Origin of the sequence: Commensalibacter intestini A911 (assembly GCF_000231445.1) — a bacterium.
Taxonomy (GTDB): domain Bacteria; phylum Pseudomonadota; class Alphaproteobacteria; order Acetobacterales; family Acetobacteraceae; genus Commensalibacter; species Commensalibacter intestini.
Genome location: NZ_AGFR01000007.1, coordinates 236,087 through 251,896 on the forward strand (window position 1 = coordinate 236,087; position 15,810 = coordinate 251,896).

13 protein-coding genes are annotated in these 15,810 nt (G+C 34.4%); 5 read left to right on the forward strand and 8 right to left on the reverse strand.

Annotated elements, in window-relative coordinates; translation table 11 throughout:
* Nucleotides 1-10: 10 nt before the first annotated feature.
* The gene (locus CIN_RS06190; RefSeq protein ID WP_050798371.1) at nt 11-1,903 is read left to right on the forward strand and encodes a Hint domain-containing protein; all 1,893 of its coding nucleotides are present in this window, start codon (nt 11-13) and stop codon (nt 1,901-1,903) included.
* 89 nt (nt 1,904-1,992) lie between these two features.
* On the opposite strand, the gene CIN_RS06195 is transcribed toward CIN_RS06190, so the two are convergent.
* Nucleotides 1,993-2,793, reverse strand: a complete 801-nt coding sequence (locus tag CIN_RS06195; protein ID WP_008854212.1) for a polysaccharide pyruvyl transferase family protein — start codon at nt 2,791-2,793, stop codon at nt 1,993-1,995.
* A gap of 187 nt (nt 2,794-2,980) precedes the next feature.
* Here CIN_RS06195 and CIN_RS11440 point away from each other — a divergent pair, with 187 nt between their 5' ends.
* Nucleotides 2,981-5,521, forward strand: a complete 2,541-nt coding sequence (locus CIN_RS11440; RefSeq protein ID WP_170314038.1) for a glycosyltransferase — start codon at nt 2,981-2,983, stop codon at nt 5,519-5,521.
* A 93-nt stretch (nt 5,522-5,614) separates the two neighbouring features.
* On the opposite strand, the gene pdxT is transcribed toward CIN_RS11440, so the two are convergent.
* The 3 genes from pdxT to CIN_RS06215 form a co-directional block, all read right to left on the reverse strand.
* A complete protein-coding gene (gene pdxT / locus CIN_RS06205; protein WP_008854214.1) occupies nt 5,615-6,187 on the reverse strand; it encodes a pyridoxal 5'-phosphate synthase glutaminase subunit PdxT in 573 nt (190 codons plus the stop codon).
* 5 nt (nt 6,188-6,192) lie between these two features.
* Nucleotides 6,193-7,080 (reverse strand): pyridoxal 5'-phosphate synthase lyase subunit PdxS, encoded by an 888-nt coding sequence (pdxS, locus tag CIN_RS06210; RefSeq protein ID WP_008854215.1) that lies wholly within the window; start codon nt 7,078-7,080, stop codon nt 6,193-6,195.
* A 151-nt stretch (nt 7,081-7,231) separates the two neighbouring features.
* Entirely contained in the window at nt 7,232-7,735 is a 504-nt protein-coding gene (locus tag CIN_RS06215) for a hypothetical protein (protein WP_040364040.1), read from the reverse strand.
* A gap of 80 nt (nt 7,736-7,815) precedes the next feature.
* Here CIN_RS06215 and CIN_RS06220 point away from each other — a divergent pair, with 80 nt between their 5' ends.
* Entirely contained in the window at nt 7,816-9,210 is a 1,395-nt protein-coding gene (locus CIN_RS06220; protein ID WP_008854217.1) for an aminotransferase-like domain-containing protein, read from the forward strand.
* A 25-nt stretch (nt 9,211-9,235) separates the two neighbouring features.
* On the opposite strand, the gene CIN_RS06225 is transcribed toward CIN_RS06220, so the two are convergent.
* The 3 genes from CIN_RS06225 to CIN_RS06235 form a co-directional block, all read right to left on the reverse strand.
* Entirely contained in the window at nt 9,236-11,818 is a 2,583-nt protein-coding gene (locus CIN_RS06225) for a tetratricopeptide repeat protein (protein WP_008854218.1), read from the reverse strand.
* Between the two features lie 85 nt (nt 11,819-11,903).
* A complete protein-coding gene (locus CIN_RS06230; RefSeq protein ID WP_139016962.1) occupies nt 11,904-12,566 on the reverse strand; it encodes a tetratricopeptide repeat protein in 663 nt (220 codons plus the stop codon).
* Between the two features lie 194 nt (nt 12,567-12,760).
* Nucleotides 12,761-13,237, reverse strand: a complete 477-nt coding sequence (locus CIN_RS06235) for a DUF2938 domain-containing protein (protein WP_008854220.1) — start codon at nt 13,235-13,237, stop codon at nt 12,761-12,763.
* Nucleotides 13,238-13,337: 100 nt separating this feature from the next.
* Here CIN_RS06235 and CIN_RS12205 point away from each other — a divergent pair, with 100 nt between their 5' ends.
* Nucleotides 13,338-13,568 (forward strand): Holliday junction resolvase-like protein, encoded by a 231-nt coding sequence (locus CIN_RS12205; protein ID WP_083813366.1) that lies wholly within the window; start codon nt 13,338-13,340, stop codon nt 13,566-13,568.
* Between the two features lie 133 nt (nt 13,569-13,701).
* Complete coding sequence (locus CIN_RS06240; RefSeq protein WP_008854221.1) at nt 13,702-15,030, forward strand: OprD family outer membrane porin; 1,329 nt, start codon at nt 13,702-13,704, stop codon at nt 15,028-15,030.
* A gap of 45 nt (nt 15,031-15,075) precedes the next feature.
* Here CIN_RS06240 and CIN_RS06245 read toward each other — a convergent pair whose 3' ends face one another.
* On the reverse strand, nt 15,076-15,657 hold the full coding sequence (locus tag CIN_RS06245) for a CC0125/CC1285 family lipoprotein (protein WP_040364041.1): 582 nt from the start codon (nt 15,655-15,657) through the stop codon (nt 15,076-15,078).
* Nucleotides 15,658-15,810 lie beyond the last annotated feature (153 nt).

Here is a 15,810-nt window from a genome sequence, read left to right on the forward strand (position 1 = left end):
CGGTGGCACTTTGGATGTTATTAATGCTGATAATGCTATTAACCCTTTAATTATCAGTAATGTTATTAACTCTGGCGGTATATTTAACATTTCGAACTATAATTATAACGTCACCCCTATTATCTATAGTACGTTTATTAGTAATGGTGGTGTGTTTAATGCCAATAACACTTATATTTCAGATACTATTATCCTTTCTGGTGGAATATTAAACCTAAATAGTGGCCTCACTGTCAGTACAACTGTTAATTCAGGCGCGACTTTAAATATCTCTAATAATGGTAGTGCATATATGACGTTTGTTAGCTCTGGTGCTATTATGAATGTTGTTTCTGGAGGTGTCATCGACCAAACAACAATCGTTCCAGAGGGTAGCTTATCGATTGGGTATCACGGCGTATTATTAAATGCGACTATTAATTCTAATGCCAGTGTTATTATTAGCAGTGGAGGAACTTTATCTGGAATTGTCACCTTAGAACAAGGTGGATATATCTACATTAACACATCAACTGGTGGTATTATTAATCTATTAAATAGTACCAGTATTCCCACGATGAGAAGCTATGAGGATCTTTCCTCTAATAGCAACGATATGGCAAAAATCGTCATTTCAGGAACAGGTAGTGCGACAACTGTTATTTCAGGATTTACCGGAACAAATCCAGATGATTCCAATACCATTACCTTGAAAAATATCAATAAAGATGATGTTACTCAAGTAACTTATCCAGATGCAGACCATGTTACTTTTACCTTAAATAATGGCTCTACCATTACTCTAAATGTTGTTGGTATTGGAAATTATGGATATGAACTCGCCTCTGATCCAGATGGAAATCTTATCTTCGAAGTATGCTTCCTAGCGGGAACAATGATTGAAACCCCTGATGGTTTATGTGCTGTAGAAAATATTACAATCGGGGATTTAGTCATGACTTATGATCCTCAAACTCAGAAAAAAATAGCACGTCCTATCACTTGGGTTGGACATAAAAATAAAACCGTCAATACTAACCTTACAAAAGATGACGCCGGATATCCTGTTCGCGTTCTAAAAAATGCTTTGGCTGATAATATTCCCAATAAAGATTTACTCATTACTTCTGAACATTGTTTATTCTTTGATGGTAAATTCATACCTGTTAGAATGCTCGTCAATGGGTATTCTATCTTCTATGATACAACCATTAAAAATTATGACTATTATCATATTGAAACACAAAAACATTCCATCATTATCGCTGATGGAACACTCACAGAAAGCTATCTCGATACCGGCAATCGCCATGTATTCAATATAGATCAAAAAATTATTCAAGTTTATTTAAATAAAGTAAAGAGTTGGAATGATGCTGCTGCTCCTTTAACCGTCTCAAAAGAATGCGTGGAGCCTATTTATCAAAATATTGTGAGACGTATTCAATGTCATACTTTAAAAAATCAGAATGATGATTTGGAAATTACAAAGGATGATGATTTACACCTCATCACCAATCAAGGAATAGTTATTACCAAAAAAACAATCTCTGCTGATAAAAAAGTAACCTTTACCATACCTGCAACGACCACTGGTGTCTGGATCATATCTAGATCAAGTCGGCCTTGTGATGTCATTGGTTCTTTTATCGATGATCGTCGTTATTTAGGCGTCTTAGTAGGTGAGGTTCAATTAAATTATGGTACACAAAGCCATAATATTAACACACACCTCACAGAAATATCATTATCTGGATGGGATATACAAGAAACCGTTCCATGCCGTTGGACAAATGGTAAAGCATTCTTACCTATATGTAAGACGCCACACTCCAAACTTAAACAAAAAACATTAACGTTACAGATCCTATCAGATCACTCTTATATTATAAACCAAAAACAACTGATCAAAAAGAACGCCTAATCTTTATTTAATAATGTTATATCTATGGAAATACTCTCGTAAATATAACATTATTTTCTTAATTAACTTTAATTTATCCCTATACTCTACTACTTAAAAAATACCGTTTTAGAAAACATATTTAAAATAGAGTGATTAAAAACAGCTTCGTTTTTATAATAAGAATTAGGATGAAAATGAACATGCATATTGAGTAGTGATCCCAAAATCGCAATATGCAAACGATCTGTATTTACTGTTTTATATTCTTGTAAAAAACTAATTAAAGAACGCGTTGAATTTCTAGCTAAACAAATATTATCCCAGTAATTCCCATTCCATGTCAGGGAAATATCATGATTATCTTCGTGATATTTTTTATCCCTTGACTCATTATCGGTTCTAAAACAATTTACAGCATCTTTAAAAGGAACAGTCTTCTCAAGATATTTCTCTACATTAAGATCAAACGCCATGTCATGCGTTAACAAAACATCAACATCAGGCTTATATCCCATTGCTATAATTTTTTGATAACTCGTTTGTTCTCTACAGCAAATAATAAGCCTATCTGTATAACGTGTAAAAAAATCCTCATACCCATTAATTGTGGATGGAAACAAAATAACTTTAACAAATTGCCCCTCATATTGTTCTAAAAAGTCTCTGCTTTCTCTATATAACCCCTCAATTAAATTACCACCACCACCAAAACATAAAAGATGCTCATCTGGATTATATGCTTCTGTTTCTTTCCAAATTGAAAAAGACAATTCATTTTGCTCAAAAAAATCATAAGTTGCCGCAGCAATGACACCATCTACAGCATTTCCAGGATTAGCTTTATAAATAATTTTATATTTATCTTTATACTGAGCAATTACATTCAGTAAATTTACATTACATGCCATATCCTAAAAACCTTTCCAAAAAATTGAAGATTACAACTTATTGTCTATATCATTTGTTTACAAATATATGGTTTTATTTAAGCACATTTTAAGCTATTTTAATAAAAAAGATGAAATGACTTCACTTTCAAATTATTTTATCTTAAATACCCTTTTCTTTTATCTTACCATAAGAGCTGAATTCACGATGAACACCATATTAATTGTTACCCCTGATATCGAAGGCCCCATTCGTAACGGTGGTATTGGCACCGCATTTACTTCTTTATCAAATGTAATTGCCTCTACAGGCCATCAAATAGATGTTCTATACACAACTCCCATTTCAGAAGTTGAAGGTAAGCCAATAGAATATTGGGAAAAAATCTACAAAAATCATAATATCAACTTAATTCCACTACCTTTCCCAGAAGAATTAACCTTTACTAGCCCTTATTTCAGAAATAAAAGCTATCTTATTTATCATTGGTTAAAAGAACATAATCAATATCAAACGATTATCGGATGTGAATGGCAAGCAAACCTGTATTATACGTTATTAGCCAAAAAACAGGGGCTGAATTTTTTAAATACTAGATTTATTATTAATACCCATAGTTCAACTTTATGGGCAGATGAAGGGAACTATCAACTTCCGTATGGGCAAGATAATATCGAACTCTATTTCATGGAACAAAAAACCGTAGAAATGGCAGATGAAGTTATTAGTCCATCTCAATATTTATTAGACTGGATGTCTAGCAAAAAATGGAAACTACCTAATAAAACGCAAGTCATTTTAAACTGTGAACCATTCCCATTAAAAGAACCTGAAAAAAAAGAAAAAACCACTACTAAATTATTTGATAAAAATGAAGAACTAGAAAAAATAGATAGCGATAAAATTAAACTCGTTTTTTTTGGTCGCTTAGAAACCAGAAAAGGTTTAGATATTTTTCTAAAATCACTAGAACTATTAACTTTTGAACAATTTCAGGCAATTTCTAAAATTACGTTCTTAGGAAAAAATGTTTCTATCCACGGTGTAGATTCCTCTATTTATATTCAAAATAAAATTATAAGTATAGAAGAACAAATCCTTAAGAATATTACACCTGAACAACTCAAGGTTTTTCAAGAGACACAAAGAAGTGAAAATTTATCTAAAAATATAGACACAAAAAAAACTAATAATAAAAAAATTAAGCTTAACCTTGATAAAAAAATTAATATTTTAACAAATTATAATCGTTTACAAGCTCATGAATATATCAAACATAAAAACGTTCTAGTTGTTATTCCCTCTCTTGTTGAAAACTCTCCTTATACAGTTTACGAATGCTTATTAAATAATATTAATTTTATTGCCTCTGATATTGGTGGTATTCCAGAGCTAATCAAAGTAGAACAACGCAAACACATCCTATTTAAACTAACCCCTGTCGAGCTATATAAATCTTTTTCTTATAGAATAAATAATCTACAAATCAAAGCTGAACTTAGCCACAATTTAAAAGACATCCATCAACAGTGGCTTGTTGAAATTAATAAACCCACTATTACAGTTTCTCCAAAAGACATCCCTTCAGGAAAACCAAAAGTTAGTGTTTGCTTAACCCATCATGATCGCCATACATTATTACAACAGGCGATTACATCTTTACAAAATCAAACTTATGATAATTTTGAGGTTATTCTAATTGATGATGGTAGCACAGATAAACAAACACACCGTTACTTAGATATCATTCAGCCATTTTTCAATGAAAGAGGTTGGAAAATCATAAAAAGCACAAACAACTATCTTGGTGCAGCACGTAACCTTGCCGCAAAATATGCTGAAGGTGAGTATTTACTTTTTATGGATGATGACAATGTTGCTAAGCCACATGAAATTAGCACTTTTGTCAAAGCAGCTTTATATTCTAAAGCAGATATCCTAACCACCCCTAGTGAAGTTATTGATAGTAAAAAATATCCTTCTAATTTAAAAGAAAAAACCACTTATTGGTTACCAATGGGCGGAGATTTAAATACAGGAAGTTTCCAAAACTGCTTTGGAGATGCCAATGCGTTTATCAAAAAAAGCGTTTTTGATGCTTTAGGTGGCTTTACAGAAGATTACGGTATAGGACATGAAGATTGGGAGTTCTTTGCTAAAGCTGTTTCTAGTGGATATATATTAAACGTTGTTCCTGAATCTTTGTTTTATTATCGTGTATTAAATACAGGAATGTTCCTTAGCGGAAATAGTGCTAGAAATCTTTTCCGTAGTTATCGTCCTTTTATGGATCCAGAAGGCAAAACTCCATATGCGCTAGGCTTAATTCCTGCATTATATGATAAAATTCATTATTTAGAAAGCGAACTCAATCATTGTAAAGGTCATTCTCATTATAATGAAATTTACGCTATTAAAGATCAGTTAAATTATTTATTCTCACAACAGCAAGACGGATGGGCTAATGATCGCTTCAATGTCTTAAATGAAAAACTTGACGCACTGACCTCTCAACAGCAAGGCGGCTGGGCACATGATCGCTTCAATGTCTTAAATGAAAAACTTGAAAAGTTGACCTCCCAAGACAACTGGATTAATCATCAATTTCATTCTTTAAGCAGTAAGATAGAAATACTTATTTCTGAACAACAAAATATATTAAATGATAAAATGGAAAAAATCACAATAAACACCCGACCTTTATGGCGAAAAATAGCTCATAGAATTAAATATTACTTAAAAAGATAATATTAATTAGGGTATTGAAATGGTAATATTTCAATACCCTAATTAAAATAACTATTGTAGATAGATCGTTACTAATCCTAGGAACAATTAATCCTACCCAGCAATTTTGGACATAAAATATCCAATTACTTGGTTATTATCGGTCAGTTCTGGATGGAATGAGCTTACCAAAATATTGCCTTGCTCTGCCATGACAATTTTATCTTCATAAGTCGCCAAGGTTTTTACCCCTTGCCCAACAGTAGCAATAAAAGGCGCACGGATAAAGACTGAAGGAATGGCTTTACCAACATTCTCAATATCTAAATCAACTTCAAAACTATCAACTTGACGGCCAAAGCCATTACGCGTTACCGCAATATCAATCAAGTTTAATGGCTTTAATTTTTCTCCACCATCCGTAATGCCAGAACCACACAAGATTAACCCTGCACAAGTTCCAAATACTGGATTGCTTTTGGCAAAAGCTTGAATAGGTTCATATAAATTAACCTGTTGGATTAAACGACTAATCGCCGTTGATTCACCACCAGGAATAATTAATCCTTGAACTTCTGCCAAATCAGCTGGAGTTTTAACGGCAACGCCTTGTCCGCCCAGTTGATTAATATGAGCAATATGTTCACTAACCGCCCCTTGCAGGGCTAAAACTCCAACTTTTTTCATTTGTTTTATTCGCTTCTGTCTTGCATACGATCTGAACCGCTAAGGTTTTTCATTTCAATCCCTTTCATTGGTTCGCCTAACCCTTTTGAAAGTTCTACAATCATTTTGTAATCTTCAAAATGCGTTGTCGCTTGAACGATTGCACGTGCAAATTTTTCTGGGCTATTTGATTTAAAAATACCAGAACCAACGAATACACCATCAGCCCCTAAAGACATCATCAATGCTGCATCTGCTGGAGTTGCAACTCCGCCTGCTGCAAAGTTAACAACAGGAAGTTTTCCTAATTCTTTAATTTGTTTAATCAGCTCATAAGGCGCACCAAGATCTCTGGCAACCACCATTAACTCATCGTCAGAAGTTGCAACAACTTCTTTAATTTGAGCTTGCACCATACGCATATGACGAACAGCTTCAACAATATTTCCTGTGCCTGGTTCACCTTTGGTACGAAGCATAGAAGCCCCTTCACCAATACGGCGCAATGCTTCACCTAAGTCACGACAACCGCAAACAAAAGGAACTGTATATTGGCTTTTTAACAAATGAAATTCATCATCCGCTGGGGTTAATACTTCACTTTCATCAATATAATCAACGCCCATTGCTTCCAAAATACGTGCTTCAGCAATATGACCAATACGAGCCTTTGCCATTACTGGAATAGTAACCGCTTTCATGACTTCTTCAACAATGGTTGGATCAGCCATACGAGCAACTCCACCAGCCGCACGAATATCAGAAGGAACGCGTTCCAACGCCATCACCGCAACCGCACCTGCTGCTTCAGCAATTTTTGCTTGTTCAGCATTCACAACGTCCATAATCACGCCGCCTTTTTGCATTTGTGCCATGCCACGTTTTACGGTATCAGAACCAATTTTTTTATTCATTTTTCTCTCCAAATTACAGAATTAACATCATCATGAAGAAAAAAGCAGAAAAAGACAACACCCAATTGGATTGTTTTTTACCCATCCAATTTAAATAAAAAATGCACCGTCACTATTTATTTGTTATGATTATACATTAATATTGTTTTACTTAGGAAAATCTAGATATCCAATTTTGTAAATATTGATAAAGTTTCACATAGATCTCTTGTGGAGTAATAGACCGTCCTCCCTTTTGAGCACCAGTAATGTCATCATCATAACCTGTGATATATCCATCTAAAGTGGCCTCTCCAAGTCGATAGTTAATATCAAAAAGATAATCTGCAAGTAATTTTAAATTTAAAATATGATCATTCAATTGACTATCTAGCAACTTAGACATCTTACTTTCAAAATATTGTTTAAACACTTTTAAAGCAACTTTTTCTATATCAATATTCACATCATATCTAAAAAAGTCATTAATATAGTCTCTAACTTCATCTTCATTAGTTAAAAAACAAATATCTAAAATAACGATATCATTATTATCTATTAATAGTTGCTGATCTGCCCAATCTTGAATTTCTTTAAACGTTATTAAACCAACTTGTAATTGTAATTTAAAAGAAAACAATGCTTCGTTTATTATAATATTTTTATCTTTTTTCATTTTCAAATCGTTCATCTACAATATAGTTTATATTGTATAATATATACTATATCCTATTAAAAACTATTATATTAAGTATCATGTGGCACCTTTCCCCTTCCTCTTCGCAACCATTATACCAACAAGTCATCGACCTGATTGAACAGGCGATTATGAATGGACAATTGGCGCCTGGAGAACGTTTACCTTCTGAACGGAAAATGAGTGTTTTATTGCAAGTCAATCGTTCCACCATTATTCATGCGTTAAATGAGTTAACAGATCGTGGAGTGATCATTCGTAAGATCGGAAGTGGCTCTTTTGTAAATCCTGATAAATGGGGATTACAAACGCACCCTTTGATGAATTGGCAACCGTTAAAGTCTGCATATGCACAATTTCCTAAAGACGATTATATTTTACAAGTCCAGCATTTACGCAAAGAAAGTGTCGAGCAACAAAGACCGATCAAAGACATGGCGACAGGTGATCTTTCTTCTAATTTATTACCTGATTTGAACTTAACGGATTTACCTGTGAAAGAACTCTTATCGCTTGAGCAAGATGATGAAACGACACAGCTTGGGCTTTACTCTTTTCGTCAAACGGTGCAAGAGCATATGCAACAACGACTTGGATTGTCTGTAGATCTCTCTGAAATCCTGATTACCACAGGCACGCAACAAGCTTTATTTTTGATCTCTCAAACCTTATTAAAACCTGGAGATCGTATCGGTGTAGAAGCGCCCTCTTCTTTCTATCGCCTGCCTATTTTTCAAGCTGCTGGGTTGCGAATTTGTGCCTTACCAATGGATGAGCATGGCGTTACTTTACAAGGGTTAAAAGAGCTTGTTGAAAAACATCTGATTAAGATGGTGTTTTTAAATCCTTTATTCCAAAATCCTACGGGATCTTGTATGGATACCAAACGCAAGCAACAGATTTTAAAATACTGCCATCATTATCAAATCCCAATCATCGAAGATGATGCGTGTAGTATGTTATCTTTTTCATCTGATATGAATATTACCCCAATCAAAGCGTATGATCATCATCAGCAAGTGATTTATATGGGGTCTTTGTCTAAATATATGGGTAAGAATATTCGTGCAGGTTGGATTATTGCACCCAAAGCCATTATTACCCAGTTGGCGCATATTCGACAACAAATTGATGGCGGGTTAAGTGTTCTTCCTCAATTATTGGCAGAGCATTATTTACGACATCAGCTCAACCAACATTGCAAAGATTTAAAACAACAACTTTCTAGCAAAGCCGATCAGCTCTGCCAGTGGTTACAAACGCATCATCAAAATGACTTGTCCTTTACCCCACCACAAGGTGGATTATATTGTTATGCAACATTTCACGAGGATAAAATCAAAAACATGCCTAAGATTTTGCAAAGCTGGTTAAGTCAAAATATCACCATTGCCAAAGGAGAAGAATTCGGCGGAAAAGCTGGCGAAATTCGGTTGAATTTTTCACAGTTTTGATTTAAATCAACCTACCCTAATAATCTTACGCCAAAGGCATATCTGATTTGATTATCGTTGGAATTTTAATCTCATTATTCGCCATTTTCTTGTCTCGCATTTTATTAATCCAGCATTTTTTTAAATTTAATTCAGCCCTTGGATCTGCTTTTGGACCTAAATATATCCTTTCTAAATAGTTTTGAGACTGCTCATTAGGTGGGTATTGATCAGCAAGATTGGTCGCATATTCAACATAAACTCTATCCCCATCTTTTTGTATAATTTTATCGAATATAGAGGTAACATACAAAATACGACATTCAGCCTCTTCTTCAAAAGCGGCATGTTTTGTCAAATAAATAATAGGAAGTATTGTTGTCGCTATTGCTTCATAAATTACTTCTTGGTGAATCATTCCCTTTTGCTCTATTTTTTCTCGTATTTCAAGAATAGTATTCTCAATATTTTTTAATATTTCATCCACTTTTTTTGTGATTTCATTCATTTTTTTGATATAAAAATTCCACACAATATCAATATCTTCATTTTTTATTTTAGCTTCTTTTAAATATGATAATCCCTTACTAAGAAACGAAGATTTACTTTGATGAGCAACACTAATATGATTTGTATTTGGGTCTAAATAAATACAACGAAATATTGTCGTAGGATGAGACATCTTTTTATCTGCGGGTTCAACCTCAACATTATTACTTTTTTGTCTCAGATTTTTACTTGAATCTTTTTTATCTTTGATATCTTCACTGATTACCGTTATATTTTGATTAATATTATTATACATGTAATTTGTATTCAAATGGGTAGGATTATTAGGATCAAATTTAGGGTCAAAAAAAGCATTGGCAACAACCAAACTTACACCAGAGCCTTCTTCGCCATTTTCTTTCCCATATAAACGAAATTGATTAAGAGAATTTTCATTAAACGTAAAACTGGTTAAAAAAACCACTAAATTATCATTATAATCTGTCGGTATCTTCCATTTATTTAATAATATTTTTCCCTCTGTTAGGTCATTCATATAATTTGCAACCCCTAAATGAAAACTACCATTTTCAATAATTATCTCTGCTGTTTTGATTCTTGTATAATGGGCAAATACTGATTCTAGTTTTGTCAAATCAACATTCTCTATTATTTCTTTTGGAAGCAAATCAGTATCCCTATCCAATTGTTTCTCTATTGATTCTTTTGAAAACAACGCAGGATCCATATGTAATTGTTTCTGTATTAATTCTTCACTTTGCTGAAGTTTCTGTAAAAGTCTAAATAAATCCCATTTAAATAAATTTGGTTTTTCCTGTGAATTTTTTTTAATATTTTGTTTTACAAAAAAGGTAATTTTTTCAAAAACATCCTCCAACCATCTCTTATCAAACAAAGATTCAGATAGATTTTTATACAAATCTTCTTTTAACAGAATATTCCAATACTTTTTTGCTTTAATTTCATTATCCTCTTTAGAATATGAATTTCCTAAATTAACTCGTGCTTTTGCATAAATTTCTGCGTCATCTTCCCGAGTAATCGCCTCCCAATATTCTCGCGCTTGCTCTATTTTGCCCTCTTCAATATATGAGCCCCCTAAATTAAATCGTGCATTAGCATAAACTCCTGCGTTATCTTTCCGCTTAATCGCCTCCCAATATTCTCGCGCTTTAGTCTCATTACCCTCTTTAGAATATGAATTTCCTAAATTAACTCGTGCTGTTGCATAAACTCCTGCGTCATCTTCCCGAGTAATCGCCTCCCAATATTCTCGCGCTTTATCTAAATTACCCTCTTTAGAATATGAAATCCCTAAATTAACTCGTGCTTTTGCATAAATTTCTGCGTCATCTTCCCGAGTAATCGCCTCCCAATATTCTCGCGCTTGCTCTATTTTGCCCTCTTTAGAATATGAACCCCCTAAATTAAATCGTGCTGCTGCATAAACTTCTGCATCATCTTCCCGAGTAATCGCCTCCCAATATTCTCGCGCTTTATCTAAATTACCCTCTTTAGAATATGAAATCCCTAAATTAAATCGTGCATTAGCATAAACTCCTGCGTCATCTTCCCGAGTAATCGCCTCCCAATATTCTCGCGCTTTATCTAAATTACCTTCTTTAAGATAAGAAAAACCTAAATTAAATCGTGCATTAGCATAAACTTCTGCGTCATCTTCCCGAGTAATCGCCTCCCAATATGCTCGCGCTTTAGTGTCATTACCCTCTTTAGAATATGAATTTCCTAAATTAACTCGTGCATTAGCATAAATTTCTGCGTCATCTTCCCGAGTAATCGCCTCCCAATATTCTCGCGCTTTAGTCTCATTACCCTCTTTAGAATATGAATTTCCTAAATTAACTCGTGCTTTTGCATAAATTTCTGCATCATCTTCCCGAGTAATCGCCTCCCAATATTCTCGCACTTTATCTAAATTACCTTCTTTAAGATAAGAAAAACCTAATTTGAATTGTGCTTTTGCATAAATTTCTGCGTCATCTTCCCGAGTAATAGTCTCCCAACATGCTCGCGCCTTATCTACTTTCCCTTCTTTAAAATAAGCAAGACCTAATTTATATTTTTCTAAAGCAGATTCATTCATATCATCAATATTCATTAGTAATGATCATCTTATACAAATTATTCAACAATAAATAAAAATATCCAGCTGATATCTTTACGACATTCAAACGTCTTTCTGACTAAAAAGACTTCTCCAAATAATCCTGCGCTTTCATATACGCTTCTGGGTCGTCTTCTTGATGGATGTTTTGCCAATGCTCGCGAGCCTGCTCTTTTTTGTCTTCTGCACTATAAGAATTGCCTAGTTTTAATTGTGACCAAGCGTAAGCGCCGCCGTTATCTTGTCTGCGGACATTGAGCCAGTAAGGGCGAGCCTCTGGGGTGTTGCCTTCTTTTTCAAAAGACGTGCCTAAATTATATTGCGCCCATGCATAGGCACCGTCATAATCCTCCTGAGGGACTTGCTGCCAATGCGCTCTTGCTTGTTCTATTTTTCCTTCTTTTACAAAAGAATCCCCAATATTAAATTGCGCAATCGCATAGAGCCTCAAGTCATCTTCCAGACAAATATTCCCCCAATGTTCTCGCGCCTCTCCGATATCGCCTTCCAGATCAAATAAATCACCCAATTTATATTGCGCCCACGCATAAACACCCGCATGATCTTGCCTGCTGACATTCTTCCAATGCTCGCACGCTTTTTGAACATTGCCCGCCGCATAACACGTATTGCCTAAATTATATTCTTCCTGAGCGCTGGCACTTTGATCATTATCTTGAGTATTCATGGATTTAACTTTTCTGGTTCTAATATCTTTAAAATGAAAACTATTCCAAAACACAATATAGAATAGAGAAACGTTCGTTTAACAAGTTACTATCATTGTTAAAACGTTGCAAAAAATAAATTTTAAAGAATGAAAAAATGAATATATAAAGCAATCATTTGATATGCTTAAATTCTTTAATGTGAATAAACGATAATCTAAATACTGTAATAAAATTATCGTTTATATCAATCTAATATTAGACAAAGTTATTTCAGTAATAACGCTGTACCAAACATCCCAAGAGCAAAAAATGTGTGTGCGACGATATTTAAAATGCGCACTGTCCATGCATTCGGAAGTTTAGAAGCTGCAACACCAATGCCTAAACCTGGTTGTAGTAAAAACCAGCCTGCCCCAACTGTAATTATTCCCCAAATCCACACTGGAAGAAATGTTGGGTTGGCAAACCATTCTGCACCACCATACAACGCAAAGATCACCCCATAGATAATCCCCACCGCATAATGACAAAACCAGCCAAATGCTAACTCGTGTTCATAAGGCGCTGAATCATTAATATCTTGATGGAAAACTTGTCCATCTTTTAAACGCCAAAACCACCGTCCAACAGGCGCCCAATTAGACCTGGATTGACCTGGTAAAGATCCAAAAATAAAGTCCCAAATATCCATTACAATGGTCGCACCAGCACCAATTAAAATACCATTAATTATTAAGCTCATTATGTTTTCACTCTAAAACGAATTGTTTCTATTTTCACAGAACTATATAATCATCTCATTGAAAATAGAAATAAAAAACAAAGGCGTTACGAAAAAATGAATACCATCATTATTCCGGCTTTACTCATCATTATCGAAAGAGATCGATGATATAGAAATTATCTTTGTTGAAGTAAAAGCAACTCACTCGGCAAATTTATCTAAAGTTCAAAAAGCAATTGAATATGCCATTTCAAACAAAAGAATTAAATTTAAAACCTACAAATATGATGACGAAACTATTAACAAAGCAAAAGCAACGCTCATCGACAAATATTATAAATATATGTAAAAAATATATACAACGAGAGACTTGCTGGATTTTACTATTTTCTTATTATGCTTACTCATGCTATATTTTTCTCGATATAGAACCAACAACAAACATATTACTCAGTTAAATAGTTATAAGTCTCAACAGAACCATGATGATCAAAAAACATACAAAAAAATTGGTTCCACCCTTTCTAGTCTTACACTCTTTAGGATGTACGTGCGCTTTTTGTGCTGAGACCGAGGCTAAAGCTAAAAAAGAACATGGTTTCTTTGCTGATAGTGTAATTTCTGTTGTCAATCGCACAGTTTATGACACGCGAAAATATCCTGATGTTACGACCTCCCCAAACCATACTACAGAATGGGGATATGGATTAATGGGCACATTCCAATCTGGTTTTACCCCTGGATTTATAGGATTTGGAATAGATGCACAAAGTTATACTGGCGTAAAATTACAAGCAAAAGGTCGCACGGGGCGTATTCGATTACTCCGTAAAAAAAGCGATGGCAGCGTACAGGACTTTTATAATCGCACAGGTGGTGCAGCAAAAGTGCGAATACATTCTACCATTGTCAAATATGGTATTATGCGCCCTCAAACTGCTATTTTTAGCTCTTCTGATACGCGATTACTACCTGAGACTTCAACTGGACTTTTAATCACTAGCCATGAAATACAAGATTTCACATTTCAAATAGGACATTTCACAGCCAGTGCTGATCGTAATGCCAATACAAATCATAATGATCTTGTTGTTAATTATTTAAACCCTTCTTTTCGTAAGGGTAAATCCTTTGATTTTATTGGAGGAACTTATACGGGAATTAAAGATATCTCTTTCACTTCTTACTTAGGCAAATATCATCAAAGCTGGCTCACTTATTATTCAAATATTACCTATCAACATCAATTTCAAAAACAGCAAAAACTGACTTTAGATATCCAGTTTTATCATAGCCATAATATTGGCGAATCTTATGCTGGAAAAATTAATAATAATACAGGGAGTATCGCTGCAACTTATCAAATAGGAATGCATCAATTCTTTGCTTCCTATCAAAAAGTGCATGGTAATACTCCCTTTGACTATGTCACACGAGGGGCAATCTGGTTACCAAATGCAACGCAACTCTCTGACTTTAACGGCCCTCATGAACAATCATGGCAAGTCGGATATGAGCTGGATATGGAACGTTTTGGTATCAAAGGCCTATCGTTCAGCACTGCTTTTATCAGAGGAGCAGGTATTAACGGCACAAAGATGGGAGCTAACAGTGCGTATTATTGGTTAGGATATGGCAAAAATGGAAAACATTGGGAACATGAACTGGTTGCAAAATACACAGTTCCCAAAGGATTTGCTAAAAACCTCAATATTGTTGCTCGGCACAGTATTCACCAAGCAAACAAAGCGCAATCAGAGCTTAATACACGCCAGATTAGAGTTGCTGTTGAATATCCAATAGAATGGTAAAAAAATGGCTTTTCAAATGAATGAAAAGCCATTTTCTCATATTACTTATTTGCCTTGATTAGGCTGTTGGATAATCACTTGTCCTGTTGGACTTACCCCATATTTTTGACCAATGGTCTGTAAGATTAAGCTTGCATCATATGCATTATGGGGTGCTTGCTGTAAATTATCAAAACATTGAATATTATACGCGATTTCTGCTGGCCCTGTTGTAACAACTTGAGGCACCCCATAGAATGGGTCATTCCATACAGGTGGTCCCCATGCGCCAGGTCCCCAACCACCATCATAAAAACCGGGGCCGCCTCCCCAATAACCTCCACCATATCCTTCAGAATAAGCGATTTGTTTTTGTGGCTGTTTATGAACACTACTTCCATTATTCATCACAATAAAATAATGAAATCCATGTTGAATGGTGGTTTGTGCTGCCTTGATTAACGTAATATTTTGTGCCGCAGAATAGCTGATATTATTATTCGCAGTATAAGAAATTCTAAAAACCTGTTTATTCAAAGGATATGCGCTGAAATCTCCAAGTTGATTAAATGATAAAGGTGCATCTGGTGCACATCCAGCAACTGCTGCCACCACGGCAAGCGCAGGTAAGAAAGAGAAAAACCGCATCCTTTATCGTTCCTTTATACTAAATAACAACTTTAAGTCACAATACGTTACGTGACGTTATAATGTTATAATATATTGTCTTTTCCTAATGATTCAATATATTTCAAAAAATCTTTTATATCTTTTTTATATCTTTTTTATATCTCTTTTTTA